Origin of the sequence: Streptomyces sp. NPDC088762 (assembly GCF_044750905.1) — a bacterium.
Lineage (GTDB): Bacteria > Actinomycetota > Actinomycetes > Streptomycetales > Streptomycetaceae > Streptomyces.
Map to the genome: position 1 here is coordinate 195112 of NZ_JBIVKT010000011.1, position 22259 is coordinate 217370.

General features: G+C 71.3%; 26 protein-coding genes and 2 tRNA genes. 17 read left to right on the forward strand and 11 right to left on the reverse strand.

What is annotated here, in order from left to right; all coding sequences use genetic code 11:
- Position 1: 1 nt before the first annotated feature.
- From ACIP5M_RS24215 to ACIP5M_RS24260, 10 genes are all read left to right on the forward strand, one after another.
- Positions 2–1357 (forward strand): FtsK/SpoIIIE domain-containing protein, encoded by a 1356-nt coding sequence (locus ACIP5M_RS24215; RefSeq protein WP_401200415.1) that lies wholly within the window; start codon positions 2–4, stop codon positions 1355–1357.
- An 83-nt stretch (positions 1358–1440) separates the two neighbouring features.
- Positions 1441–1617, forward strand: a complete 177-nt coding sequence (locus ACIP5M_RS24220) for a hypothetical protein (protein ID WP_401200418.1) — start codon at positions 1441–1443, stop codon at positions 1615–1617.
- Positions 1618–1690: 73 nt separating this feature from the next.
- The gene (locus tag ACIP5M_RS24225; RefSeq protein ID WP_401200420.1) at positions 1691–2353 is read left to right on the forward strand and encodes a DUF2637 domain-containing protein; all 663 of its coding nucleotides are present in this window, start codon (positions 1691–1693) and stop codon (positions 2351–2353) included.
- 12 nt (positions 2354–2365) lie between these two features.
- On the forward strand, positions 2366–2560 hold the full coding sequence (locus ACIP5M_RS24230; protein ID WP_401200423.1) for a mobile element transfer protein: 195 nt from the start codon (positions 2366–2368) through the stop codon (positions 2558–2560).
- Between the two features lie 19 nt (positions 2561–2579).
- The gene (locus tag ACIP5M_RS24235) at positions 2580–2738 is read left to right on the forward strand and encodes a hypothetical protein (RefSeq protein WP_328298446.1); all 159 of its coding nucleotides are present in this window, start codon (positions 2580–2582) and stop codon (positions 2736–2738) included.
- 25 nt (positions 2739–2763) lie between these two features.
- Positions 2764–3102, forward strand: a complete 339-nt coding sequence (locus ACIP5M_RS24240; RefSeq protein ID WP_401200426.1) for a SpdD-like protein — start codon at positions 2764–2766, stop codon at positions 3100–3102.
- A 91-nt stretch (positions 3103–3193) separates the two neighbouring features.
- Complete coding sequence (locus ACIP5M_RS24245) at positions 3194–3379, forward strand: hypothetical protein (RefSeq protein WP_401200429.1); 186 nt, start codon at positions 3194–3196, stop codon at positions 3377–3379.
- A 4-nt stretch (positions 3380–3383) separates the two neighbouring features.
- Entirely contained in the window at positions 3384–4760 is a 1377-nt protein-coding gene (gene repSA / locus ACIP5M_RS24250; protein WP_401200431.1) for a replication initiator protein RepSA, read from the forward strand.
- Positions 4757–4945 carry a helix-turn-helix domain-containing protein gene (locus ACIP5M_RS24255; protein WP_401200434.1) on the forward strand — a complete coding sequence of 63 codons (189 nt, stop codon included), beginning with the start codon at positions 4757–4759 and terminating at the stop codon, positions 4943–4945. Before repSA ends, ACIP5M_RS24255 begins: the two co-directional genes overlap by 4 nt.
- Positions 4945–6099: a tyrosine-type recombinase/integrase gene (locus tag ACIP5M_RS24260; RefSeq protein WP_401200436.1), complete on the forward strand. Its 1155-nt coding sequence runs from the start codon at positions 4945–4947 to the stop codon at positions 6097–6099. The genes ACIP5M_RS24255 and ACIP5M_RS24260 overlap by 1 nt, the downstream gene beginning before the upstream one ends.
- A gap of 68 nt (positions 6100–6167) precedes the next feature.
- On the opposite strand, the gene ACIP5M_RS24265 is transcribed toward ACIP5M_RS24260, so the two are convergent.
- Both ACIP5M_RS24265 and ACIP5M_RS24270 read right to left on the reverse strand, forming a co-directional pair.
- A tRNA-Thr gene (locus ACIP5M_RS24265) sits at positions 6168–6244 on the reverse strand.
- Positions 6245–6317: 73 nt separating this feature from the next.
- Positions 6318–7481 carry a right-handed parallel beta-helix repeat-containing protein gene (locus ACIP5M_RS24270; protein ID WP_401200439.1) on the reverse strand — a complete coding sequence of 388 codons (1164 nt, stop codon included), beginning with the start codon at positions 7479–7481 and terminating at the stop codon, positions 6318–6320.
- 283 nt (positions 7482–7764) lie between these two features.
- On the opposite strand from ACIP5M_RS24270, the gene ACIP5M_RS24275 reads away from it, so the two are divergent.
- From ACIP5M_RS24275 to ACIP5M_RS24285, 3 genes are all read left to right on the forward strand, one after another.
- Positions 7765–8853, forward strand: coding sequence for an ABC transporter ATP-binding protein (locus tag ACIP5M_RS24275; protein ID WP_401200441.1), 1089 nt, complete (start codon positions 7765–7767; stop codon positions 8851–8853).
- Between the two features lie 191 nt (positions 8854–9044).
- A complete protein-coding gene (locus ACIP5M_RS24280) occupies positions 9045–9458 on the forward strand; it encodes a hypothetical protein (RefSeq protein WP_401200443.1) in 414 nt (137 codons plus the stop codon).
- A gap of 27 nt (positions 9459–9485) precedes the next feature.
- A complete protein-coding gene (locus tag ACIP5M_RS24285; RefSeq protein WP_401200446.1) occupies positions 9486–10244 on the forward strand; it encodes an NDP-sugar synthase in 759 nt (252 codons plus the stop codon).
- A 153-nt stretch (positions 10245–10397) separates the two neighbouring features.
- On the opposite strand, the gene ACIP5M_RS24290 is transcribed toward ACIP5M_RS24285, so the two are convergent.
- The 6 genes from ACIP5M_RS24290 to ACIP5M_RS24315 form a co-directional block, all read right to left on the reverse strand.
- The gene (locus ACIP5M_RS24290) at positions 10398–11927 is read right to left on the reverse strand and encodes a DoxX family membrane protein (protein ID WP_401200449.1); all 1530 of its coding nucleotides are present in this window, start codon (positions 11925–11927) and stop codon (positions 10398–10400) included.
- A gap of 151 nt (positions 11928–12078) precedes the next feature.
- A complete protein-coding gene (gene rlmB / locus ACIP5M_RS24295; protein WP_401200451.1) occupies positions 12079–13050 on the reverse strand; it encodes a 23S rRNA (guanosine(2251)-2'-O)-methyltransferase RlmB in 972 nt (323 codons plus the stop codon).
- Positions 13051–13145: 95 nt separating this feature from the next.
- Positions 13146–14546, reverse strand: a complete 1401-nt coding sequence (gene cysS, locus ACIP5M_RS24300; RefSeq protein ID WP_401200454.1) for a cysteine--tRNA ligase — start codon at positions 14544–14546, stop codon at positions 13146–13148.
- A gap of 94 nt (positions 14547–14640) precedes the next feature.
- Positions 14641–15138: a 2-C-methyl-D-erythritol 2,4-cyclodiphosphate synthase gene (ispF, locus tag ACIP5M_RS24305; protein ID WP_401200457.1), complete on the reverse strand. Its 498-nt coding sequence runs from the start codon at positions 15136–15138 to the stop codon at positions 14641–14643.
- The gene (gene ispD / locus ACIP5M_RS24310) at positions 15128–15874 is read right to left on the reverse strand and encodes a 2-C-methyl-D-erythritol 4-phosphate cytidylyltransferase (protein WP_401200459.1); all 747 of its coding nucleotides are present in this window, start codon (positions 15872–15874) and stop codon (positions 15128–15130) included. Before ispD ends, ispF begins: the two co-directional genes overlap by 11 nt.
- A gap of 317 nt (positions 15875–16191) precedes the next feature.
- A complete protein-coding gene (locus ACIP5M_RS24315; protein WP_003953493.1) occupies positions 16192–16674 on the reverse strand; it encodes a CarD family transcriptional regulator in 483 nt (160 codons plus the stop codon).
- A 653-nt stretch (positions 16675–17327) separates the two neighbouring features.
- Here ACIP5M_RS24315 and ACIP5M_RS24320 point away from each other — a divergent pair.
- Positions 17328–17993, forward strand: a complete 666-nt coding sequence (locus ACIP5M_RS24320; RefSeq protein WP_401200464.1) for a DUF461 domain-containing protein — start codon at positions 17328–17330, stop codon at positions 17991–17993.
- Between the two features lie 75 nt (positions 17994–18068).
- On the opposite strand, the gene ACIP5M_RS24325 is transcribed toward ACIP5M_RS24320, so the two are convergent.
- Complete coding sequence (locus ACIP5M_RS24325) at positions 18069–18749, reverse strand: response regulator transcription factor (RefSeq protein ID WP_030387286.1); 681 nt, start codon at positions 18747–18749, stop codon at positions 18069–18071.
- Positions 18746–19990 (reverse strand): sensor histidine kinase, encoded by a 1245-nt coding sequence (locus tag ACIP5M_RS24330; RefSeq protein ID WP_401200467.1) that lies wholly within the window; start codon positions 19988–19990, stop codon positions 18746–18748. Before ACIP5M_RS24330 ends, ACIP5M_RS24325 begins: the two co-directional genes overlap by 4 nt.
- A 217-nt stretch (positions 19991–20207) precedes the next feature.
- Between ACIP5M_RS24330 and phoU the strand changes: the two genes are divergently transcribed.
- From phoU to ACIP5M_RS24345, 3 genes are all read left to right on the forward strand, one after another.
- Complete coding sequence (gene phoU / locus ACIP5M_RS24335; RefSeq protein WP_401200470.1) at positions 20208–20885, forward strand: phosphate signaling complex protein PhoU; 678 nt, start codon at positions 20208–20210, stop codon at positions 20883–20885.
- A 103-nt stretch (positions 20886–20988) separates the two neighbouring features.
- A complete protein-coding gene (locus ACIP5M_RS24340) occupies positions 20989–21138 on the forward strand; it encodes a hypothetical protein (RefSeq protein WP_167344738.1) in 150 nt (49 codons plus the stop codon).
- A 101-nt stretch (positions 21139–21239) separates the two neighbouring features.
- Positions 21240–21314 (forward strand) — tRNA-Trp (locus ACIP5M_RS24345).
- A gap of 139 nt (positions 21315–21453) precedes the next feature.
- Here the strand turns inward: ACIP5M_RS24345 and ACIP5M_RS24350 are convergent.
- Complete coding sequence (locus ACIP5M_RS24350) at positions 21454–22212, reverse strand: phosphoglyceromutase (protein WP_401200474.1); 759 nt, start codon at positions 22210–22212, stop codon at positions 21454–21456.
- Positions 22213–22259 lie beyond the last annotated feature (47 nt).

The window sequence follows — 22259 nt, forward strand, 5'->3', positions numbered from 1 at the left end:
CGTGAACTGGTTAACAGTCACGCTGCTGCTGGTCGCCGCGCTCGCGCTCATGCTTCGGTGGCGGCGCCCGGCCTGGTACTGGCTGACCTTCGGGGTCACCTTCGCCGCCCTGCGGGTGCTGCTCCGCTACCGGTCGGTGATGGAAGCCTGCGGGCTCACCGTCCAGCCGGCTCGATGGCGCCTGGCCCTGGCCCGCTGGTCCAACCGCCCCATCCCGGAATCCCGGGCCCCTCGGATCCTGCGGATCCGGCCGACCCGAACGGGCCTGGTCCTGCGTCTCAAGCTCCGGCCCGGTCAGGACGCCTACGACGTCGCCGCCGCCACCGACCGTCTCCGCCACTCATTCGCCCTCCACAACGTCACCGCCAGGGAGATCAAGTCCTCGGTGATCGAGCTGCGGATGACCGGCTACGACGTCCTCAAGCGCGTGCAGATGCCCACCCGCGACACCCACGAACCGATGAGTATCCCGGTCGCGCTGCGGGAGGACGGTGAGGTGTTTCGCCGGGACTACCTGCAAGTCCCGCACGCCCTGAACGTGGGGGCCACCCAGTCAGGGAAGTCCGTCTACCTCCGCAACCTCGTGGCCGGCCTCGCCACCGAGCATGTCGCCCTTGCCGGGATCGACTGCAAGAACGGCGTGGAACTCGCCCCACTGGCCCGCCGCTTCACCGCGCTCGCCGACAACCCCGACACCGCCGCCGACCTGCTCGCCGCACTCGTCCGCTACATGGCCCGCGTCTACGACATCATCCGGCGCGAGCAGCGCATCAGCGCCGACATCCCGGACGCGGAGATCACCGCGCACATCTGGGACCTGCCCAAGCACCTGCGCCCGGTGCCGGTCGTGCTCCTGGTCGACGAGGTGGCAGAGCTCGCCCTCTACGTCACCAAGGCTGAGGAGCAGCGCCGCGACCAGATCATCACCGACCTTGTCCGCCTCGCCCAGCTCGGCCGGGCCGCCGGCATCTACCTGGAGATCTGCGGTCAGCGCTTCGGCTCCGAACTCGGCAAGGGCATCACCATGCTCCGCGCCCAGCTCACAGGCCGTACCGCCCACCGCGTCAACGACGAGACCTCGGCCAACATGGCCTTCGGGGATATCTCCCCGGACGCCGTCCTGGCCACCGTCCAGATCCCCACCGACCGCCCCGGCACGGCCGTAGTCGGCGACTCCTCCGGCGGCTGGGTCCGCATCCGCACCCCGCACACCACGCTTCGCCAGGCCGTCAACGTCTGCAACGCGAACGCCCACCGCACCCCAGACATCGGCGAACTCGCGCCCTTCCGGCCCGTGCTGCCCGCCCCGGTGCTGACCGGCAACGTCATGCCGAAGCCCACCGCGGCAAGCGTCTAAATCCCTCCTTGCTCCATCGGTCGGCGTGACCGCATCACGCCAGGTCCCTACCCCTCCCATGCCAAGAAGCAGGAGTGATCCTCATGGCCACCGCGAGGAAGACCAGCGCCCGCAAGCCGAAGAAGTGCGCCGACTGCGGCGGCAAGGGCGAGACCGCCGAGACCGTCCGCGTCGGGAGCCGAAAGATGCGTGAGACCGCCGACCGGCAGGCCGCACTCTGCCTGACCTGCTTCGGCACCGGCGAAGCCCCGACTACCTGAGCTGCCGGGACCGGGCGGCCGGCCAGACACCCCGCCCGGCCCTGGCTCCAACCCCAAGGAAGGAGGAACCCCGATGCTCCCCAAGGCCCGCCCGGACGCCGTCCTTGTTCAGGCCGTGATCGCTGGGGCCCTGTCCTTTGCTCACCTGCACGATCTCGCTGAAGCGGCCGGACAGGACGGCTGGAAGGCCTGGGCCTATCCGGTGAGCGTGGATCTGCTCCTTGTCGCCGCCTGGCGCCGCCTCCGGCTCCTGCGCGATGCCGGGGAACCGGTCCGCTCGGCCTGGACCTGGTTCACCGTGGCGCTCGCCGCGTCCCTCGGGGCGAACGTCGCCACCGCGGGACTCCTCGACCTCGGACACGTCCCGGCCTGGCTGCGGATCCTGGTCGCCGGATGGCCCGCCCTTGCCTTCCTCGGCGGAACCCTTCTCGTCCACCCCGCCCCCGCCACCGACCCTGCCCCGGCCCTCGAACCCGCGCCTGTGGAAGGGATCGAGCCTGCGGTCGTCGAGCGCGACACAGCACTTGAGCCTGTCGCCGAACCGGAGCCGGTCCCTGCCCTCCCCGCGCCCGTGCCTGAGCCGGTGCCCGTTCCGGCCCCGCTGGTCGAACACGCGCGCAAGCTCGCCGCCGATCACCTGGCCCGCACGGGCACCCCGCTCGACACCGACACCCTGCGCGCCCGCCTCGGTGTCCCGGCCGCCATGGCCGACGCCATCACCGCCCGACTCGCCTGACAGGAGACCCGCATGCCCGCCCCGGACCGCTTCCACTCGCTCATGCAGATCGGCCCCGTCCAGATCGGCACCTACCGCGACCGCTACGGCCGCACCAAGCACGCCGCGGTCTGCACCACGGACGGATGCGGTTGGTCCGTCACGAAGTACACGACCAGCACGGCCGCCCAGCTCGCCGCCCGCTCCCACCGCTGCCGCATCCACTGACCCGGAAGGACACCCCGTCATGGACGTCCCGCTCTGGCTCGCCCTGATCGTCGTCGGCGCCCTCGGCATCAAGCTCATCCGCCCGCCCTGGTGGCTCGTCGCCGTGATCCTCCTCGGCGGCTACCTCCTCGCGGACAGCCTCCTCGCCCCGGTCATCGACACCGCCATCACCAAGTAACCCCACCGCGAAAGGAGAACCACCGATGATCCGCCCCAAGATCCCGGTCAACCCGCTCCCCACCGGCCTCCTCATCCCCCTCGACCAGCCGACCGCCAACACCACGGTTGAGTCCCACCACGGCACGGCCCCGGCCTGTGGATGCGACCACAGCCCGGCCCCGGCTCAGTCCCGCATCCAGATGCCCGCTGTGCGCCTCACCCCGGCCGGCCTCGTCGCCGTCGTCGCGGGTGGTGCCGGGCTCGTCCTGGTCGTCGGCGCGGTCCTCGTCTCGATGCTCCTGGCGGTCGCCATCACGGGCGTCTCGGTCGCCGTCTGCGCCGTCGTCCTGCGCTCCCTGCTCAACCAGCATCACCACCGCTGAACCGGCCCCGGGACGGCCTCCACTGCCAGGTTTCCGCCGTCCCGGCGCCGTGCTCCTGCCCGAACCAACCGATCCGGAAGGAAGCACCATCATGAACCAGCACACCCACACCCCACGGCAGGTCTGCCCGAACTGCGACGGACACGCCTCCGTCGCCATCACCCTCGGCCGCCGCGACCGCACCGGCCAACTCCGCACCATCACGGCCCATTGCCCCGCCTGCCACGGCACCGGCACCCGCCCTGCACGCCGCCTCATCACCTCGACCGGGAGGTGACCGCGTGATCGACCTGCTCCAGGACCCGGCCACCCTCAACGACATGCTGAGGGTGGCCTCGGCCCCCGACTACCACCGCTGGAACGAGCAGATCCACCGCACCGGCGGATGCTCCGACCCCATCCACATCACCGGCTGGACCCTCACCAAGGACAAGACCAGCGGCCAGACACTGAGCCGCTACTCCACCGAAGACGAACCCGGCGGACGGCTCCGTATCGCCTGCGGCAACCGCCGCGCCTCCCGCTGCCCCTCCTGCGCCTGGACCTACGCCGGAGACACCTACCACCTCATCCGGGCCGGCCTCGCCGGAGACGACCGCCGCGACATCCCCGCCACCGTCCGCGAACACCCCCGCGTCTTCGCCACACTCACCGCCCCCTCCTTCGGCCTCGTCCACAACCGGCCCACCTCCGGCCGCTGCCGCTGCGGCACACACCACACCGCCGAGGACCCCGCCCTCGGCACCGCCATCGACCCCACCACCTACGACTACGCGGGCGCGGTCCTCTTCAACAACCACGCCGGACAACTGTGGTCCCGCTTCACCAACCGCCTACGCCGAGAGATCGCCATTCGGGCCGGACTCACCCGCCGCGAACTCGCCGATGTCTGCCGCGTCTCCTTCGGCAAGGTCGCCGAATTCCAGAAGCGGGGAGCGATCCACTTCCACGCCGTGATCCGCCTCGATGGTCCCGACGGGCCGGACTTCCCGCCGCCGTCCTGGGCCAGCACCCATCTGCTCGGTGAAGCCATTCGGGCCGCCGCCGCCCACTCCTACACCTCGGTGAGCGTCCCGGCCTCGGGCGACCAACCCGCCCGGACCTTTCGCTGGGGCACCCAGCTCGACGTACGTCCCATCAAGGCCTTTGGGGACGGCTCCGACATCACCGAACAGGCGGTCGCCTCTTACGTCGCCAAGTACGCCACCAAGGCCGCCGAGACCACCGGCACCCTGGACCGCCGCATCGGCAACCGCGAGGCCCTGGTCCTCCTCGACGTGCCCGACCACACCGCCCGCCTGATCGGGGCCTGCCTCGACCTCGACCCGCTCTACCCGGACCGCCGCCTCGCCGCCTGGGCGCACATGCTCGGCTTCCGCGGCCACTTCTCCACCAAATCCCGGCAGTACTCCACCACCCTCGGCGAACTGCGACAGACCCGCGCCGACTACCGCGCCGCCCAGGAACGAGAGGCCCGCGGCCTCGATGCCGAGCCGGACACCGTGCTCGTCCTCGCCTCCTGGCAGTACGCCGGCCACGGCCACACTCCCGGTGAATCCGTCCTCGCCGCCACCATCGCCCGCGGCATCCAGCTCAACCGCCAGACCGCCCGCGAAGCCCTGCACGACCAACTCGCCCTGGAAGGAGCCACGTCGTGAGCACCGCCACCTCCGAACTGCTGACCGTGCCCGAGGTCATGGAGCGGCTCAAGCTCGGGCGCTCGACCGTCTACGACCTCATCCGGACCCGGCGGCTGGTGTCGATCACCATCGGGCGCGCCCGTCGCATACCCGCTGCTGCCATCCGGGAGTTCATCGACCACGAGATCGAGGAGGCTGCCTGATGGCCACCCAACGCAAGCGCAACCCCAACGGCGCGGGCACGATCACCCAGCGCAAGGACGGCAGGTTTCAGGCCGCCGTGTACGTCCTCCAGCCCGACGGAACCCGTGCACGGAAATTCGCCTACGGCAAGACCTGGGCCGAGTGCGACGCCAAGCGCCGCGTCCTCCTCGACAAGGTCGACCAGGGCGTGCCGGTGCCCACACGGTCCGCCAGGCTCGCCGACTGGCTGCCGTACTGGCTCGACAGCTTCGTCCAGCCTCCGCGCCGTACCCCCGCCACCTACGAGAAGTACGAGTCCCACATCCGGCTCCACCTGATCCCGTTGATCGGCACCAAGCGGCTCGAGTCTCTCGGCGTCGCCGACGTGCGCCGGTTCCTCAAGGCGCTGGAGTCCAAGACCACCGCCGCGACCGCCAAGGAGTCCCATCGCGTCCTGCGTTCGGCTCTCTCCGCCGCTTGCCGTGAGGAGCTGATCAGCCGGAACGTCGCCACGCTGGTAGAGCCGCCACGACCGGCTTCGCGAGAGCTGTCCCCCTGGTCGCTGGATGAGACCCTGGACTTCCTCACCGCTGCTCGCAGGGACCCGCTGTACGCCGCGTTCGTCCTCGCCATCGCAATGGGCCTGCGCCGGGGCGAGATCGTGGGACTGCGCTGGTCGGACATCGACCTCGACCAGCGGGTGATCCACGTCCGGAACCAGACCCAGCGTCGGCGAGGCGTCCTCTACGACGGCGACCCCAAGAGCCGCCGCCGTCGGGTCGTGCCCATCCCGGCCCTGTGCGTCGCACCCCTGCGCTGGCACCGGATGCGGCAGACCGCGGCCAGGGCCAAGGCGGGAGAGGACTGGTACGACTCCGGCCACGTCTTCACGACCCGGACCGGTCGCCCCGTCGAGCCCCGCAACGTCTACCGCTCCTTCATTCGGGTGGCACAGGCGGCCGGGCTCCGTCCGATTCGGCTGCACGACGCCCGGCACGGCACCGCCACCCTGCTCACGGCGGCCGGCGTCGCACCCCGCGTCGTGATGGAGATCCTCGGGCACAGCCAGATCAGCGTCACCATGAACGTCTACGCGCACGTGGTGCAGGACACCCAGCGGGAGGCCATGAGCCACATGGACCGGCTGCTCAGGACCCGCCCCGGTCGTCAGTGATCGTCCGCGTTGATGTCAGCCGTAGATGTCAAAGACCCCCAGCCATGATCGGCTGGGGGTCTTTGCGCTGGAGCCCCCTGTCGGGTTCGAACCGACGACCCCCGCTTTACAAGAGCGGTGCTCTGGCCAGCTGAGCTAAGGAGGCAGGGCCGCCATCACTCTACACAGGCCCCTCTTCCCCAGCCATCACATTGGCTACGGGCACCGCGCAGGAGGTGTCAGGAGCAGCCGGGCACCGTGCCGCCGCAGTTCGTCGGCAGGTTCCGGAGGACCTTGCTGTCGCGGAGGGTCACGACGGCGCCCGCGCCGTTGTTGATGCCGCCGCCCACGCCCGCGGCCCGGTTCTCCACGACCGTCGTGTGCTCCAGCGTCAGCTGGGTGACGCCACCCCCCGTCTCCGCCACGTTGTTGATGCCGCCGCCGTCGCGGCCGGCCTGGTTCGCCTCGACCTTGCTCTTCCTCAGCGTCGCGGTGCCCGCGTTGTTGAGGCCGCCGCCGTCGTTGCCCGCCCGGTTGTCGGCGATGGTCGTGTCCTTGACCTCCAGCGTCCCGTCCTCACCGTTGTTGACGCCGCCGCCGTTCTGACCGGCCCAGTTCTCCACGATCTTGCTGTACCTGATCGTCGCGTCGCCGAGGTTGTCGATGCCGCCGCCGTTGCCGTCGCGGGCCTCGTTGTTGGTGATGAGGCTGTGATCGACGGTGAGCCGGCCCTCGTTCTCGATGCCGCCGCCGTCCGTGTCGGCCGCGTTGCCCGCGACGGTGCTCTTCCTGAGCGCGAGGGTGCCCGACGCGTCGTTGCTGATGCCGCCGCCGTCCCCGGCGGTGCCGCCCGCGTTCGTGACCACGTTGGTCAGGACCTCGCTGTCGACGAGCGTGGCGGTGCCCCCCGTGTTGTGGATGCCTCCGCCCTGTCCGGCCGCCTGGTTGCCCGCGACCTTGCTGTCCTCCAGGCGCAGGGTGCCCGCGTTGGCGATGCCGCCGCCGTACCCGTCGGTGCGGCCTCCGGTCACGGTGATCCCCTTCAGGAGGAGTTCACCGCCTTCGCTCACCGAGAGGAGCCGGAAGAGCGGCTGGCCGTCCGCGGCGGACCGGATGAGCGTCGAGTTGCGGCCGATGATCTTGACCCTCTCGGTGATGGCCGGCAGGGCGGTGCCCGAGTCCTCGAAGTCGTCGGTGAAGCGGTACGCGCAGTCCGTGGCCAGCGTGATCGTGCCGCCGTCCGCATTGGAGTTCGCGTTGCCGATGGCGGTGATGAGCCCGGCGACGTCGCCGCAGCGCACGGTCACCTTCAGGGGAGCCTGGGCCATCGCCGGCGTGGCGGCCATGCACAGGCCGACGCTCGCCGCCACCGCAGATCCAATGAGTACGAGACGACTCTTCATTCGTTTCTCCCTCAGTTCCAGCCGCAGGCAACCCCCGGACCGGAGGCGCCGCCAGGACGCACCAGAGGTACCGCCTCGAACCGGCGAGGTCTCGCACCCCGGTTCGGACCCTCCGGAAATCCATGCGAACGGCCGTCACCCGTACGGGGTGGACGATCGAGACTTCCCGGGTGCTGACAGAAGCCGTCCGGGCAGGTAGCGTCGAGCGAAGTCCGGCTTACTGGACTAGACCTTCCACTCGGATCGTCCGGCACGTTCCTGCCGGTAGAAGGGATTCACCCCCATGGCTTCTGTCACTTTCGACAAGGCGACGCGGCTCTACCCCGGCGGCGACAAGCCCGCCGTCGACCAGTTGGAGCTGGAGATCGAGGACGGCGAGTTCCTCGTCCTCGTCGGCCCCTCCGGCTGCGGCAAGTCCACCTCGCTGCGCATGCTCGCCGGCCTCGAGGACGTCAACGGCGGCGCCATCCGCATCGGTGACCGCGACGTCACGCACCTGCCGCCCAAGGACCGGGACATCGCGATGGTGTTCCAGAACTACGCGCTCTACCCGCACATGACCGTCGCCGACAACATGGGCTTCGCGCTCAAGATCGCGGGCGAGGACAAGGCCACCATTCGCAAGAAGGTGGAGGACGCGGCGAAGATGCTCGACCTCACCCAGTACCTGGACCGCAAGCCGAAGGCGCTCTCCGGCGGTCAGCGCCAGCGCGTCGCCATGGGCCGCGCCATCGTGCGCAAGCCGCAGGTGTTCCTCATGGACGAGCCGCTGTCGAACCTCGACGCCAAGCTCCGCGTCTCCACCCGCACCCAGATCGCCGCGCTCCAGCGCGACCTCGGCATCACGACGGTCTACGTCACCCACGACCAGGTCGAGGCCATGACCATGGGCGACCGCGTGGCCGTACTCAAGGACGGCCTGCTCCAGCAGGTCGACACCCCGCGCAACATGTACGACCGCCCGGCGAACCTCTTCGTCGCCGGCTTCATCGGCTCCCCCGCCATGAACCTGGTCGAGGTCCCGATCACCGACGGCGGTGTGAAGTTCGGCGACAGCGTCGTCCCGGTCTCGCGCGAGGCGCTCTCCGCCGCGGCCGACGCCGGCGACCGCACCGTGACGGTCGGCGTCCGCCCGGAGCACTTCGACGTCGCGGAGAGCGGCGGTCTGACCATCGTCGTGAACGTCGTCGAGGAGCTCGGCGCGGACGGCTACGTCTACGGCTCCACCGACAAGGCCGCCGGTGCGCAGGACCTCGTCGTCCGCGTGGGCGGCCGCCAGGTGCCCGAGAAGGGCTCGAGCCTGCACGTCGTGCCGCGGGCCGGCGAGATCCACGTGTTCTCGACCTCCTCCGGCGCCCGCCTGTCCGACTGACGGCACCTCAGCACCGCTCGCAGAGGGGCGCCCCCGTCAGGAGGCGCCCCTCCGCCGTTCCCGAAGAACCCCGGCAGACCGGTCGATTCAGACCCGCCCGTCAACCCATAAATCGAAAAGCCACGTCGAACCATCCCCCGACCGGGTGACTAAATGTCGCCAAATCTTCACCGAGCGCTACTCTCGCCCTCGTGACCCACACTGCCCGCCGTATCGGCCGTTCCCTCGCCCTGGTCCTGCCCGTCGTCCTCGTCCTGTCCGGGACCCTCGCGGTCACCATGGTCCCCTGGGCGGACACTTCCTCCTCCCAGATCCTGACCGCCTCCGCTGAGGACGTCTCCGTCCCCGCGAAGCCGCGCGCCGCACACGAGGTGCTGCGCGAGAAGCTGCTGAGCGAGCTCCAGCAGGGCGAGGAGCCGGGTGACGTCCTCACCCACCTCCAGCAGGAGGTGGACAAGCGGCCCTCGCTCGCCGAGCACTGCGTCGGCATCGCCAAGGCCCTGGGCCGCGCCGCCGTGACCGCCTACGGTCCGACGAAGGCCCAGTCCTTCGCCCGCCCCGTGTGCGACACCTCGTACGCGACCGGCGTCGCCTCCATGGGCTGACCCGCGCCGCGTCCCTACGCTGCCCCCATGAACGACACCCCCCGATCCGCCCCTCCCGCAGCCGCGTTCCCCACCACGCCCACCCAGGCGGTCGTCCTGGCGGGCGGCCAGGGTTCGCGGCTGCGGCCGTACACGGACGACCGTCCGAAGCCGATGGTCGAGATCCCGGGGACGGGGGTGCCGATCATCGGGCACCAGCTGGCCTGGCTGGCCGCCGAGGGGGTCACCGACGCCGTCGTCTCCTGCGGGCACCTCGCGGACGTGCTCCAGGAGTGGCTGGCCGCGGCACCGCTGCCGCTGCGCGTGACCACGGTCGTCGAGGAGGAGCCCCTCGGCCGCGGCGGCGGCCTCAAGCACGCCGCGCGGCACCTCCCGCACCCCGACCGCGCCTGGTACGCGACGAACGGCGACATCTGGACCCGCTTCTCGCTGCGCGAGATGGCAGCCTTCCACGCCGAGCGCGGAGCGGTCGCCACGCTCGCCCTGGCGCGCCCGCGGATCCCGTGGGGCGTGGTGGAGACGAACGAGTTCGGGCAGGTCCTGGACTTCATCGAGGCCCCGCTGTCGCCGTATCCGGTCAATGCCGGCGTGTACGTCTTCGGGCCCGAATTCGCCGCCCAGCTCCCCGACTTCGGAGACCACGAGCGCACCACCTTCCCGCGGCTGGCGCGCGAGCGGCGGCTGGCGGGCTTCCCGCTGCCCCAGGGCGCCTACTGGCGGGCGATCGACACCGCGAAGGATCTCACCGAGGCCGCACGGGAGTTGGCCGCCCAGACGGCCCCCTGAGCCCTTCGACCGCCCCCGCCCGCCCCCGCCCGCCCCGGCGCCCCGCCCGCCCGCGCACCTCACTTCGTACGATGCTTCGCGCGCTCCGCACACGAGGAGGGCCCGGCACGCCGTGCGCGCCGGGCCCTCGCCCCTGAATGCCGTGCGGACGGCTCAGCCGAGGAGCCCCCCGACCAGGCCGGGCTGCCTGCTCGGGGTGGTGCTCCCGGTGGTGGAACCCGAGGAGGAGGCCGGCGGCTTCTGGGAGGCGGACTGCCGCGGCGTGCTGCGCGGGGTCTGCCGGCTGCCGGTGGTGCCCTTGGTCGCGGTGGGCGATTCGGAGCCGGTTCCGGCGGAGGCCCGGGTGGGCGCGGGGGTCGCGCCCTTCCCGGACTTGGCGGCCGGTTCGGTGGCGGTGGCGCTGGGCTGCGGCGCCTTGGACGGCTGCTTCTGCGAGGGCTGCTGCCCCGCGGGGGTCTGCGGGAGCGGCTGCCCCGGCAGGTAGTTGCTGGGGGCCTGTCCCGGTCCGGGCACGGTGACGACGGTGGAGGAGCGGACGGCCCCGCCCAGGAGGGAGCCGATGAGGAGGGTGAGCCCGCACACGACGGTGGCCATGACGGCCCCGCGGCGCAGGACCCGCCGCCGCAGCTGCCAGACCTCGGAGCGCGGCCCGAGGGTGCGCCAGGCCTCGCCGGCGAGGCGCCCGTCCAGCGAGTACACCGGGGCACCGGCGATGATCAGCGGGCTCCAGGCGGCGAGGTAGATGATGTCGGGCGCGTCGTAGGCCGGCACGGTCCGCCAGCTGACCGTCATCAGCAGCGCGGCGGACAGCAGGGCGCCGAAGCAGGCGGCGAACCGCTGCCACAGCCCGAACACCGTCAGCACGCCCACGATGACCTGGAGGAAGGCGACGCTGAGGCCGGCCCCGACCGGGTGGGCGAGCGCGAAGTCGCGCAGCGGCTCGGCGAGCGCCCAGGGGTGGAGGGTGTGCAGCCAGGTGACCATGGAGCCGCGCTCGCCGCCGTCGAAGTAGACGGGGTCGCACAGCTTGCCCATACCGGCGTAGATGGAGATGAAACCGAGGAAGACGCGCAGCGGGAGCAGCACGACGCCGAGGTTCATGCGGCGGCCGGGGTAGTAGGAGGCCTGCGCGCGGGTGTCGGACCCGGTGCGGCGGGATTCGGGCCCGGCGGGGCCGGGCCCCGCGCCGGCCGGCTGCTGGTGGGGCAGGTCCCGGACGGCGGCCATCGGGCGCGTCTCGTCCGGGTTCCCGTGGTCCCCGTAGTAGCTGCGCTGGCCGACGACGGTCGGCACGGCCAGCGTGTCCTCGGCGAGGTCGTGGGCGAGGTCGATCCGCGGGATGACCTGGGTGGCGCCGCCGTCGTAGTCGTCGTGCCCGCGCCCGGCCTCGCGGACGGCCTGGAGCAGACCGCCCATCGCGGCCGCGTCGCCGGCGTCGGACTTGCCGCTCCAGACGACGGGGGCGCGGCGCCGGGTGGCGCCGGCGGCGGCGACCACGGCGCCGCCGAGGACGGGCGCTCTGCCGGGGGCGTTCGCGGGCTTGGAACGCGCGCTCGGGCTCGGTGCGAGCCGCACGCGGAAGCTGGCGTGGTTGACGATGACCTGTGCGGGATCGCACGGCACCTTGACCATGCTCAGCGCGGGCTGGTCGTCGAACCCTGACGTTCTGGTGTCCACACTCATCTAACCGAGTGATCAGTGTTTAGGACACTGCCTTGACAGCAGGGATCTGTCCGAGACCCGTCAAGGTCAAGCCACCCCGCCCACAACGGGCGGGGTGGCACGCTCACGGGTCACTTCCCGTGAGCCGAGTGGATCAAGCCGGAGGCGTGGATCAGACCCGGCCGCGCTCGGCGCGGCGGCGGGCCGCCTCGTAGAGCACGACTCCGGCGGCGACGCCGGCGTTGAGGGACTCGGCGCCGCCCGGCATCGGGATGCGGACGAGGTAGTCGCAGTTCTCGCCGACGAGACGGCCGAGGCCCTTGCCCTCGGAGCCGACGACGATGACGACCGGGCCGGACAGCGCGTCGAGGTCGCCGACCGTGTGCGTGCCCTCGGCGGCGAGGCCGACGACGGTGATGCCGGCCTTCTTGTAGTCCTGGAGGGCGCGGGTCAGGTTGGTGACGCGGGAGACCGGGGTGCGCGCGGCGGTGCCGGCCGAGGTCTTCCAGGCACCGGCGGTCATGCCGGCGGCGCGGCGCTCGGGGATGACCACGCCGTGGCCGCCGAAGGCGGAGACGGAGCGGACGATCGCACCGAGGTTGCGCGGGTCGGTGACCCCGTCGAGGGCCACGATCAGCGGGTCCTCGCCCTCGTCGTAGGCGGCGGCGGTGAGGTCCTCGGGGTGGGCGTACTCGTACGGCGGGACCTGGAGGACCAGGCCCTGGTGGTTGAGCCCGTTGGTCATGCGGTCGAGCTCGGGGCGCGGGGCTTCCATCAGGTTGATGTTGCCGCGCTCGCCGGCGAGCTGGAGGGCCTCGCGGACGCGCTCGTCGTTGTCGATGAACTGCTGGACGTAGAGCGTCGTGGCCGGGACGCCGTCGCGCAGCGCCTCGAAGACCGGGTTGCGGCCGACGACCATCTCACTGGTGCCCTTGGGGCCGCCGCGGCGCGGGGCCGGGCGGCGCTTGGCGGCCTGCCGGGCCATCGCGTTGGAGACGCGGAACGCCTTGTGGCCCTTGCGGTCCTCGGCCTTGGGCGTGGGGCCCTTGCCCTCCAGGCCCCTGCGCCGCTGGCCACCGCTGCCGACCGTCGCGCCCTTCTTGTTGGACGTGCGGCGGTTCCTGCGCTGGCTGTTCCCGGCCATGACTTCTACCCGTTTTCGTTGGTGCTGCGGTGTGTACGTATGAAGAGTGTGCGGCCCGGAGCTCCCGGAGGCACACCAGGCTCAGCTGCCCGGGCTCAGCGGGGGCCGAGCGTCCAGCGCGGTCCGGTCGGGCTGTCCTCGATGACCAGTCCGGACTGCTGGAGCTGGTCGCGGATGGCGTCGGCGGTCGCCCAGTCCTTGCGGGCGCGGGCGGACTCGCGCTGTTCCAGGACGAGCCGGACGAGGGTGTCCACGGCGCCGTGGAGGTCCTCGCCGCGGTCCGCTTCGCCGGCCCAGTGGGGGTCGAGCGGGTCCAGGCCGAGGACGGCGAGCATGGCCCGTACCTCGGCGAGGCGCGCCATGGCCGCGTCCTTGTCGTCAGCGGCGAGCGCGCTGTTGCCCTGCCGGACGGTGGTGTGGACGATGGCGAGCGCCTGCGGCACGCCGAGGTCGTCGTCCATGGCCTCGGCGAAGGCGGGCGGCACCTCGGCGGCGGGCTCGACGGGCCCGCCGGCCTTCTCGATGACGCGCTGGCAGAAGCCCTCGATGCGGGCGAAGGCGGACTCCGCCTCGCGCAGGGCCTCTTCGCTGTACTCGATCATCGACCGGTAGTGCGGGGTGCCGAGGTAGTAGCGCAGGACGATCGGGCGCCACTGCTTGACCATCTCGGAGACGAGCACCGAGTTCCCGAGGGACTTCGACATCTTCTCGCCGGACATGGTCACCCAGGCGTTGTGGACCCAGTACTTGGCGAACTCGTCGCCAAAGGCCTGTGCCTGGACGATCTCGTTCTCGTGGTGCGGGAAGATCAGGTCGAGCCCGCCGCCGTGGATGTCGAAGGCGCTGCCGAGGTACTTGTGCGCCATCGCGGAGCACTCCAGGTGCCAGCCGGGACGGCCGCGGCCCCAGGGGGTCTCCCAGTCGGGCTCGCCGGGCTTGGAGGCCTTCCACATGGCGAAGTCGCGGGGGTCGCGCTTGCCGGTGATGCCCTCCTCGGCGGGCTGGCGCAGGTCGTCGATGTCCTGCCGGGACAGCGCCAGGTAGCCGGGGAAGGAGCGCACGTCGAAGTAGACGCTGCCGTCCGCCTCGTAGGCGTGGCCGCGCTCGATGAGGCCGCGCATCATCTCGATCATCTCGGGCACGTGGCCGGTGGCGCGCGGCTCGTAGGTGGGCGGGAGGCATCCGAGCGCGTTGTAGCCGTCGTTGAAGGCGCGCTCGTTCTCGTAGCCGATGGACCACCAGGGGCGGCCCTGTTCGGCGCCCTTCTTGATGATCTTGTCGTCGATGTCGGTGACGTTGCGGATGAAGGTGACGTCGAGGCCGCGGTAGGTGAACCAGCGGCGCATGATGTCGAAGTTCAGGTAGGACCTGACGTGCCCGATGTGCGGGGCCGCCTGCACCGTGGCGCCGCACAGGTAGATCGAGACGCAGCCCGGGACGAGCGGGGTGAAGTCGCGGATCTGCCGGGCGCTGGTGTCGTACAGGCGAATAGTCACGGCATCCAGGGTAGTGCGCGCATAGCAGTGCCCCGCGACCCTTTGGGGCCCCGGGGCACCTTTGTTGCCGAAGATGTGCCGCCTCCGGGCGTTTTCAGGTCCGGTTCGTCCGGTACACGAGGGCCGTGGCGATCGCGGCGAGCCCTTCGGCCCGCCCCGTGAGGCCCAGACCGTCGGTCGTGGTACCGGATACGGAGACGGGGGCGCCCGCGGCGGCGGCGAGCGCCTTCTGCGCCTCTTCGCGCCGCTTGCCGATCTTCGGGCGTACGCCGATCACCTGGATGGCGATGTTGCCGATCTCGAAGCCCTCGGAACGGACGATGCGGGCGGCCTCCGCCAGGAGGGTGACCCCGGCGGCGCCGGACCACTCGGGGCGGGAGGTGCCGAAGTGCGCGCCGAGGTCACCGACGCCGGCGGCGGAGAACAGCGCGTCGCAGGCGGCGTGCGCGGCGACGTCGCCGTCGGAGTGCCCGGCGAGGCCGTCCTCGCCCTCCCACAGCAGGCCGGCGCACCACAGCTCGCGGCCGGTCTCGAAGGCGTGCACGTCGGTGCCGATCCCGACGAGCGGGACCAGGGGCAGGTCAGTAGACATCGGTGGCCCTCCTGCGGGCGAGTACGGCCTCGGCGAGGACCAGGTCGAGCGGGCGGGTGACCTTGAAGGCCTCTTCGTGGCCGGGGACCACCACGACGGTGACGCCGAGCCGCTCCACCATGCCGGCGTCGTCGGTGGCGCCCTCGCCGGCCACGGTGATCTCCTCGTGGGCGCGCAGGAGGGTGGCGAGGTCGAAGCCCTGGGGGGTCTGGACCGCGCGCAGCCGGGCCCGCTCGGGCGTGGCGACGACCGGCTCGGGGTCGCCGGGGGTGCCGGACTCGACCTCCTTGACGGTGTCGGCCAGCGGCAGGGCGGGCACGACGGCGGGGGCCCCGGCGCGCACGGCCTCCACCACGGAGTCGACGGTGTCCACGGGGACGAACGGGCGGGCCGCGTCGTGGATGAGTACGGAGGTGATGTCCGCGGGGAGCGCCTGCAGCCCGGCGCGTACGGACTCCTGGCGGGTCTTCCCGCCGGGGACGACCAGGATCTCGGTGCGGTCGGGCAGCGCGTGCTCGTTCAGGAGCATGCGCACCTCGTCGGCACCGTCGGAGGGGGCCACGACGACCACCACGGAGACCGCGCGGGAGCGGGCCATCGCGCGGACGGCGTGGATGAGCATGGGGGCGCCGCCGATGGCCCGCAGGGCCTTGGGGGCGCCGGGGCCGAGGCGTACCCCGCGGCCGGCGGCCGGGATCACCGCGGCGGTCCGGTGGGGGCGCGTTTCGTCAGACATCAGTAGCTCCGAGCCAGGTTTGTGACTTCGGCCGACATGGGTATGGCCTGAAGGGTGCCGGGTGCGACGCCCTCGCCCCTTCCGTGACGACCGGTCGAGCAGGCTGCCCGGACCCGGCACGCCAGTGAGACGCGCGGCAGTGGGACGCATGAATGGAAACAGACATGCCGCAGCGCCCGGCAACAGGCCTCTCGTGGAGGAGAGGCCTTGTCATCGGGCACCGCGGCACAACTGTGTACACACTGTTTAGCTGAACTTCGGTACGGTGCCAATCCGGGGCTTCGCCCCGGACCCCGCGAACCGAACGGGGACTCGCGTCAGGACGCGAGCACCTCGTCGAGGAGGGCCTCGGCCTTGTCCTCGTTCGTGTTCTCGGCGAGCGCGAGCTCGCTCACCAGAATCTGGCGCGCCTTCGCGAGCATGCGCTTCTCACCCGCGGAAAGCCCGCGCTCACGCTCACGACGCCACAGGTCACGCACCACTTCGGCGACCTTGATGACATCGCCAGAAGCGAGCTTCTCCAGATTTGCCTTGTAGCGCCGGGACCAGTTCGTCGGCTCTTCTGCATACGGTGCACGAAGCACCTCGAAGACCCGGTCCAGCCCGTCCTGGCCGACTACGTCGCGAACACCGACGAACTCCGCATTGTCCGCAGGCACACGAACCGTCAGGTCGCCCTGAGCGACCTTGAGCACCAAGTAGGTCTTGTCCACGCCTTTGATCTGACGAGTCTCAATGGCCTCGATCAGCGCGGCCCCGTGATGGGGATAGACCACGGTGTCGCCAACCTTGAACGTCATGTGACAGGTACCCCTTCCGTGGCTATCCAGGGTAACACGAGAACTGACTGTTATGAATGGCGTTTTCGCAGGTCAGAGCACATCTCAGGGCTTGACAACAGCAACGGGAACGTGCTGCGAAGGGCTTGCGGAAGGGGGTATTCGCAGGTCGGGGGCGCTGTACGGACCGGGCGAAAGGGCCACGCTACACCTGCCCGGCACCCTCGCCAGTGTGACGTACGTCCCGTTTTGCCGGGTTCGGCGCGGAGAAACCGAACTACTCCGTTCGACTGGCGGGCGCCCGTACGGATCGGGTTCCGGCCCAATCGGGAATTGATCACCGAGCGGCGTTCCCGTGAATCCCGGAATTGATCACAGGAGCGCGGCGACGGAATGCGGGCGCCACATGATCGGCGCGGCGTACGGCCCCGTGAATGCAAGATCGCGGGGCGGCGCCCCGGGGGTGTATCGCCGATCGGGCCGGATCAGCCGCCGGGAGCCCGGCCCGACGGCGGGACACCCCCGAGGGCCGCCGCCGCGCTGCGGAGGGTCGGGTGCGGGGGCAGGGCGGCGGCTCGGTAACCTAAGCGCGCTGACACACCCTTAGAGCGGCTTCAGCCGGCCGTTCCGAGAGCCCCCCGCCCGTTCCGTACGTCCAAGGAGTTGCCGCCGCCGTGAGCCGCAGCCTTCGACGCGGCGCCCTCGCCGCCACCGCCGTCGTGTTCTCGATCGCCTCGCTGGCCGCATGCGGTGCGGGCAACGACGCGCAGACCCTCCAGATCAAGCCGGACAACGCCGCCGTCACCAAGGGCGAGATCAAGATCCAGAACGCACTGGTGATCACCCAGGGCGGCAAGGAGAAGAAGGGCCCGGCCGCCGTCTCGGCGACCGTCTTCAACTCCGGCACCAAGGCGCAGACCCTCGACGGCATCACCCTCGGGGGCGGCAAGGGCAAGGTCACCCTGAAGCCGGCCGAGGGCGCGGGCAAGATCACCGTGCCGGCCGGCGGCTCCGTCGTGCTGGGCGGCAAGGGCAACGCCTCCGCCGTGATCGAGAACGGCGCCGAGGGCGCCAAGGACGGCGACGTGCAGGACGTCACCTTCCAGCTGAGCAGCACGGGCGACGTCGAGCTGGAGGCCTTCGTGGTCCCGGCCACCGGCATGTACGCGGGCTACGGCCCGACCGCGGCCCCGGCCGCCGGCCCCACCGCCTCCGGCAGCCCCGCGGCGACCCCGTCGGGCACCCCCTCCGGCACGCCGTCGGGCGCCGCCACCGGCGCGGCCTCCGGCACCCCGGGCGCGACCCCCTCGGGCAGCGCCTCGCACGCCGCGGGCCACTGAGACACGCAGGACACAGGGGAAGGGCCCCGGCCGCCGATGCGGCCGGGGCCCTTCCCCGTGATGCGCGGCTGCGGCTTACGGTTCGAACTTGTAGCCGAGGCCGCGGACCGTGACCAGGTAGCGCGGCGCGCCCGGGTCCGGCTCGATCTTGGCGCGCAGGCGCTTCACGTGGACGTCGAGGGTCTTGGTGTCGCCCACGTAGTCGGCGCCCCAGACGCGGTCGATCAGCTGCATGCGGGTCAGCACCCGGCCCGCGTTGCGCAGCAGCATCTCCAGCAGGTCGAACTCCTTCAGCGGGAGGTCCACCTTCCCGCCGGCGACGGTGACCACGTGGCGGTCGACGTCCATCCGTACGGGGCCCGCCTCCAGGGCCGCCGGGGTGACCTCCTCCGGCTCGCCGCGGCGGCGCAGGACCGCGCGGATGCGGGCGACCAGCTCCCGCGAGGAGAAGGGCTTCGTGACGTAGTCGTCGGCTCCTATCTCCAGCCCGACGACCTTGTCGATCTCGCTGTCCTTGGCCGTCACCATGATCACGGGAACGTTGGAGCGGCCGCGCAGCTGCCGGCAGACCTCCGTGCCGGGCAGCCCGGGGAGCATCAGGTCGAGGAGGACGAGGTCGGCGCCGTTGCGCTCGAACTCGTCGAGCCCGTCGGGCCCGGTCGCAGCGATCGCGACCTCGAAGCCCTCCTTGCGGAGCATGTAGGACAGGGCGTCGCTGAAGGATTCCTCATCCTCGACGACGAGCACTCGGGTCACGGAAGGACCTCCGGGGCAGGATTGGCTGGTGCTGTTTCGGTTTCGGGCAGGGTTCGGGCGGGCGCGGGGCCCGTCGCCGGGGCCGGCGCGGCCGCTTCGGGCAGGCGCAGGGTGAAGGTGGAGCCCTGACCCTCGGAGCTCCAGACCGACACCTCCCCGCCGTGCGAGGCCGCCACGTGCTTCACGATCGCAAGGCCGAGGCCGGTTCCTCCCGTGGCGCGGGAGCGGGCCGGGTCCACGCGGTAGAAGCGCTCGAAGATGCGCTCGCGGTCCTTTTCCGGGATGCCGATGCCCTGGTCGGTCACGGCTATCTCGATCAAGTCTCCCCCGGGTGCCGACACCCTGCGCCCGGCTATGCCGACGCGGGTGCGGGCGGGGCTGTAGTTGACGGCGTTCTCGACCAGGTTCCCCAGGGCTGCGGCGAGCTGCCCGCGGTTGCCCCAGACGCGCAGGTCGGCGGTGCCGCCCGCGGCCATGGTGATCTGCTTGGAGGACGCGGTGTGCCGGCAGCGGTCGATCGCCTCGGCGACCAGCGTGTCCACGCGGACGGGCTCGGCGTCCTCCAGCGGGTCGTCGTTCTGGACCCGGGAGAGGTCGATGAGCTCCTGTACGAGGTTGATGAGCCGGGTGGACTCGATCTGCATGCGGCCCGCGAAGCGGCTGACCGCCTCGGGGTCGTCGGCCGCGTCCATGACGGCTTCGGAGAGCAGGGAGATCGCGCCGACCGGCGTCTTCAGCTCGTGCGACACGTTGGCGACGAAGTCGCGGCGTACGGCCTCGATGCGGCGGGCCTCGGTGAGGTCCTCGACGAGGAGCAGCACCAGGCGGGAGCCGAGCGGGGCCACCCGCGCCGAGACGGCGAGGGCCTCGCCGCGACCGGTGCCGCGCCGGGGCAGATCGAGCTCGACCTGGCGTATCTCCCCGTCGCGGCGGGTGTCGCGGGCCATGTGGAGCATGGGCTCCACGGCGAGTTTGCCACCGCGTACGAGCCCGAGGGCGTAGGCGGCGGAGCTGGCCTTGACGACCGCGTCCCCTTCGTCCAGTACGACGGCGGAGGAGCGGAGCACGGACAGGACGGTGTCCACGCCCGGTGGGAGCACCGCGTTGATGTCGGGGCGCATGGAGCTCCGGGTGGGGCGGGCCTGGTCGCGCTCGCTCCAGCGGAACGCCAGCATCGCGATGACACCGGTGCACAGACCGGCGATCGCTGCAGCTGCGGCGACCGCCGCGTTCACGTCCATGGATCCAGGTTAAGCAGGCACAACGACACTTCCACAGCCGTTCGGGTGGCACCTCGAACAGTCGTCGCCCAGAGTTCACCCTGACGACGGGGTTGATTCACTTGGGGTGCCGGAGTCGGACGCGTTCGCGGCTCACCGTGTCACCGTGGGGCCGATGGCCGCCCCGGCCCGCCCCCGGGCAGTACCGCAGTAGTAGGTCGAGAGAGGGACACGAGACATGCGCGACGCGTACCACGAGGAACTGGACTCGATCGGAGAGAGCCTGGTCGAGATGGCCCGGCTCGTCGGTTCCGCGATCGGGCGGGCCACGACGTCCATGCTCGACGCCGACCTGAAGCTCGCCGAGAGCGTCATCGCCGCCGACCAGAAGGTCGACGACCTCCAGCACGACCTGGAGGCCCGCGCCATCGCCCTGCTGGCCCGCCAGCAGCCCGTCGCCACCGACCTGCGCATCGTGGTCACCTCGCTGCGCATGAGCGCCGACCTGGAGCGCAGCGGTGACCTGGCCCAGCACGTGGCGAAGCTCGCCCGGCTGCGCTTCCCGGACACGGCGGTCCCGCGTGACCTGCACGCCACGATCCTGGAGATGGGACAGCTGGCGCAGCGCCTGATGGCGAAGGCGGCGGAGGTCATCATCACCAAGGACGTCGACCTGGCGCTCCAGCTGGAGCAGGACGACGACGAGATGGACCAGCTGCACCGCACGCTGTTCCAGCACCTGATGGACGACCGCTGGAAGCACGGCATCGAGACGGCGGTCGACGTGACGCTGCTGGGCCGCTACTACGAGCGCTTCGCGGACCACGCGGTGTCGGTCGCCAAGCGCGTCGTCTACCTGGTGACGGGCGAGCACGCGGACGAGCTCCAGCAGCCGACGCACGTCGAGGGCGCCTGAGCCTTGCGGCGAGCCCCAATGCGCCGTTGACGCGCCGGGGGCGCTGGGCATGAATGAGGCGAAGGCACGTACGACTCCCGTACACCGCCTGCGAGGAGGAACCATGCCCGATTCCCCCGTCCCGATCACTCCGGAGCAGGAGCAGCCGCCGAGGCCGGAGCCCCTCCGCCTCCCGCTGCTCGCAGCCTGCGGCTGCGGCTCGGGCTGCGGCTGCGGCTGCCAGTCCGGCGCCCCCTGCCAGTGCGGCGGCTGACCCCGCGCGCCCCGGCTCGACGCACGCGCGGGCCCCGACCCGGAACACCCCGGGCCGGGGCCTTCGCGCGTCTCGGCACCCTCTACGATGCCCGCGGGGGCGGGGCCGTAGCGCAGAGGTCGTCGCGCGCGGTCTCCAAAACCGCGAGGACGCCGGTTCGATCCCGGCCGGTCCCGTCCCCGCCACGACGCCCTTCCCCTCACCCGGGAGCGGCCGGGCCCTCGCGCCGGACACGACCCGACGGGCCCCGCAGAACGCGAAAGGTCCCCTGACCGCCGTGAGTCGGCGGGCAGGGGACCTTTTCCTGGGTCAGGGTTACTTCTTGCCCTGGTTCTTGACGGCCTCGATGGCGGCCGCGGCGGCCTCCGGGTCGAGGTAGGTGCCGCCCGGGTTGACCGGCTTGAAGTCGGCGTCCAGTTCGTAGGACAGCGGGATGCCGGTCGGGATGTTCAGGCCCGCGATGTCGGCGTCGGAGATGCCGTCCAGGTGCTTGACCAGGGCGCGCAGGCTGTTGCCGTGCGCGGCGACCAGCACCGTGTGGCCGTCCAGCAGGTCCGGGACGATCGAGTCGTACCAGTACGGGAGCATGCGGACGACGACGTCCTTGAGGCACTCGGTGCGCGGGCGCAGCTCCGGCGGGATCGACGCGTAGCGCGGGTCCTCGGACTGCGAGAACTCCGTACCGTCCTCGAGGGCCGGCGGCGGGGTGTCGTACGAGCGGCGCCACAGCATGAACTGCTCCTCGCCGAACTCGGCGAGGGTCTGGGCCTTGTCCTTGCCCTGGAGGGCGCCGTAGTGGCGTTCGTTCAGGCGCCAGGAGCGGTGGACCGGGATCCAGTGGCGGTCGGCGGCCTCGAGCGCCAGCTGCGCGGTGCGGATCGCGCGCTTCTGGAGCGAGGTGTGCACGACGTCGGGGAGCAGGCCGGCGTCCTTGAGCAGCTCACCGCCGCGGACCGCCTCCTTCTCGCCCTTCTCGTTGAGATTGACGTCCACCCAGCCGGTGAACAGGTTCTTCGCGTTCCACTCGCTCTCGCCGTGGCGGAGGAGGATCAGCTTGTACGGTGCGTCGGCCATGCGCACGAGCCTAATGGACGCGCCAGGGCGCTCGCGCGCGGTGTCCA

Bases quoted from the DNA above. Each gene is read 5' to 3' on its own strand.
- ACIP5M_RS24220 (WP_401200418.1), top strand. From the start codon at position 1,441: ATGGCCACCGCGAGGAAGACCAGCGCCCGCAAGCCGAAGAAGTGCGCC.
- ACIP5M_RS24225 (WP_401200420.1), top strand. From the start codon at position 1,691: ATGCTCCCCAAGGCCCGCCCGGACGCCGTCCTTGTTCAGGCCGTGATC.
- ACIP5M_RS24230 (WP_401200423.1), top strand. From the start codon at position 2,366: ATGCCCGCCCCGGACCGCTTCCACTCGCTCATGCAGATCGGCCCCGTC.
- ACIP5M_RS24235 (WP_328298446.1), top strand. From the start codon at position 2,580: ATGGACGTCCCGCTCTGGCTCGCCCTGATCGTCGTCGGCGCCCTCGGC.
- ACIP5M_RS24240 (WP_401200426.1), top strand. From the start codon at position 2,764: ATGATCCGCCCCAAGATCCCGGTCAACCCGCTCCCCACCGGCCTCCTC.
- ACIP5M_RS24245 (WP_401200429.1), top strand. From the start codon at position 3,194: ATGAACCAGCACACCCACACCCCACGGCAGGTCTGCCCGAACTGCGAC.
- ACIP5M_RS24260 (WP_401200436.1), top strand. From the start codon at position 4,945: ATGGCCACCCAACGCAAGCGCAACCCCAACGGCGCGGGCACGATCACC.
- ACIP5M_RS24270 (WP_401200439.1), bottom strand. From the start codon at position 7,481: ATGAAGAGTCGTCTCGTACTCATTGGATCTGCGGTGGCGGCGAGCGTC.
- ACIP5M_RS24275 (WP_401200441.1), top strand. From the start codon at position 7,765: ATGGCTTCTGTCACTTTCGACAAGGCGACGCGGCTCTACCCCGGCGGC.
- ACIP5M_RS24285 (WP_401200446.1), top strand. From the start codon at position 9,486: ATGAACGACACCCCCCGATCCGCCCCTCCCGCAGCCGCGTTCCCCACC.
- ACIP5M_RS24290 (WP_401200449.1), bottom strand. From the start codon at position 11,927: ATGAGTGTGGACACCAGAACGTCAGGGTTCGACGACCAGCCCGCGCTG.
- rlmB (WP_401200451.1), bottom strand. From the start codon at position 13,050: ATGGCCGGGAACAGCCAGCGCAGGAACCGCCGCACGTCCAACAAGAAG.
- ispF (WP_401200457.1), bottom strand. From the start codon at position 15,138: ATGTCTACTGACCTGCCCCTGGTCCCGCTCGTCGGGATCGGCACCGAC.
- ispD (WP_401200459.1), bottom strand. From the start codon at position 15,874: ATGTCTGACGAAACGCGCCCCCACCGGACCGCCGCGGTGATCCCGGCC.
- ACIP5M_RS24315 (WP_003953493.1), bottom strand. From the start codon at position 16,674: ATGACGTTCAAGGTTGGCGACACCGTGGTCTATCCCCATCACGGGGCC.
- ACIP5M_RS24330 (WP_401200467.1), bottom strand. From the start codon at position 19,990: ATGGACGTGAACGCGGCGGTCGCCGCAGCTGCAGCGATCGCCGGTCTG.
- phoU (WP_401200470.1), top strand. From the start codon at position 20,208: ATGCGCGACGCGTACCACGAGGAACTGGACTCGATCGGAGAGAGCCTG.
- ACIP5M_RS24340 (WP_167344738.1), top strand. From the start codon at position 20,989: ATGCCCGATTCCCCCGTCCCGATCACTCCGGAGCAGGAGCAGCCGCCG.
- ACIP5M_RS24350 (WP_401200474.1), bottom strand. From the start codon at position 22,212: ATGGCCGACGCACCGTACAAGCTGATCCTCCTCCGCCACGGCGAGAGC.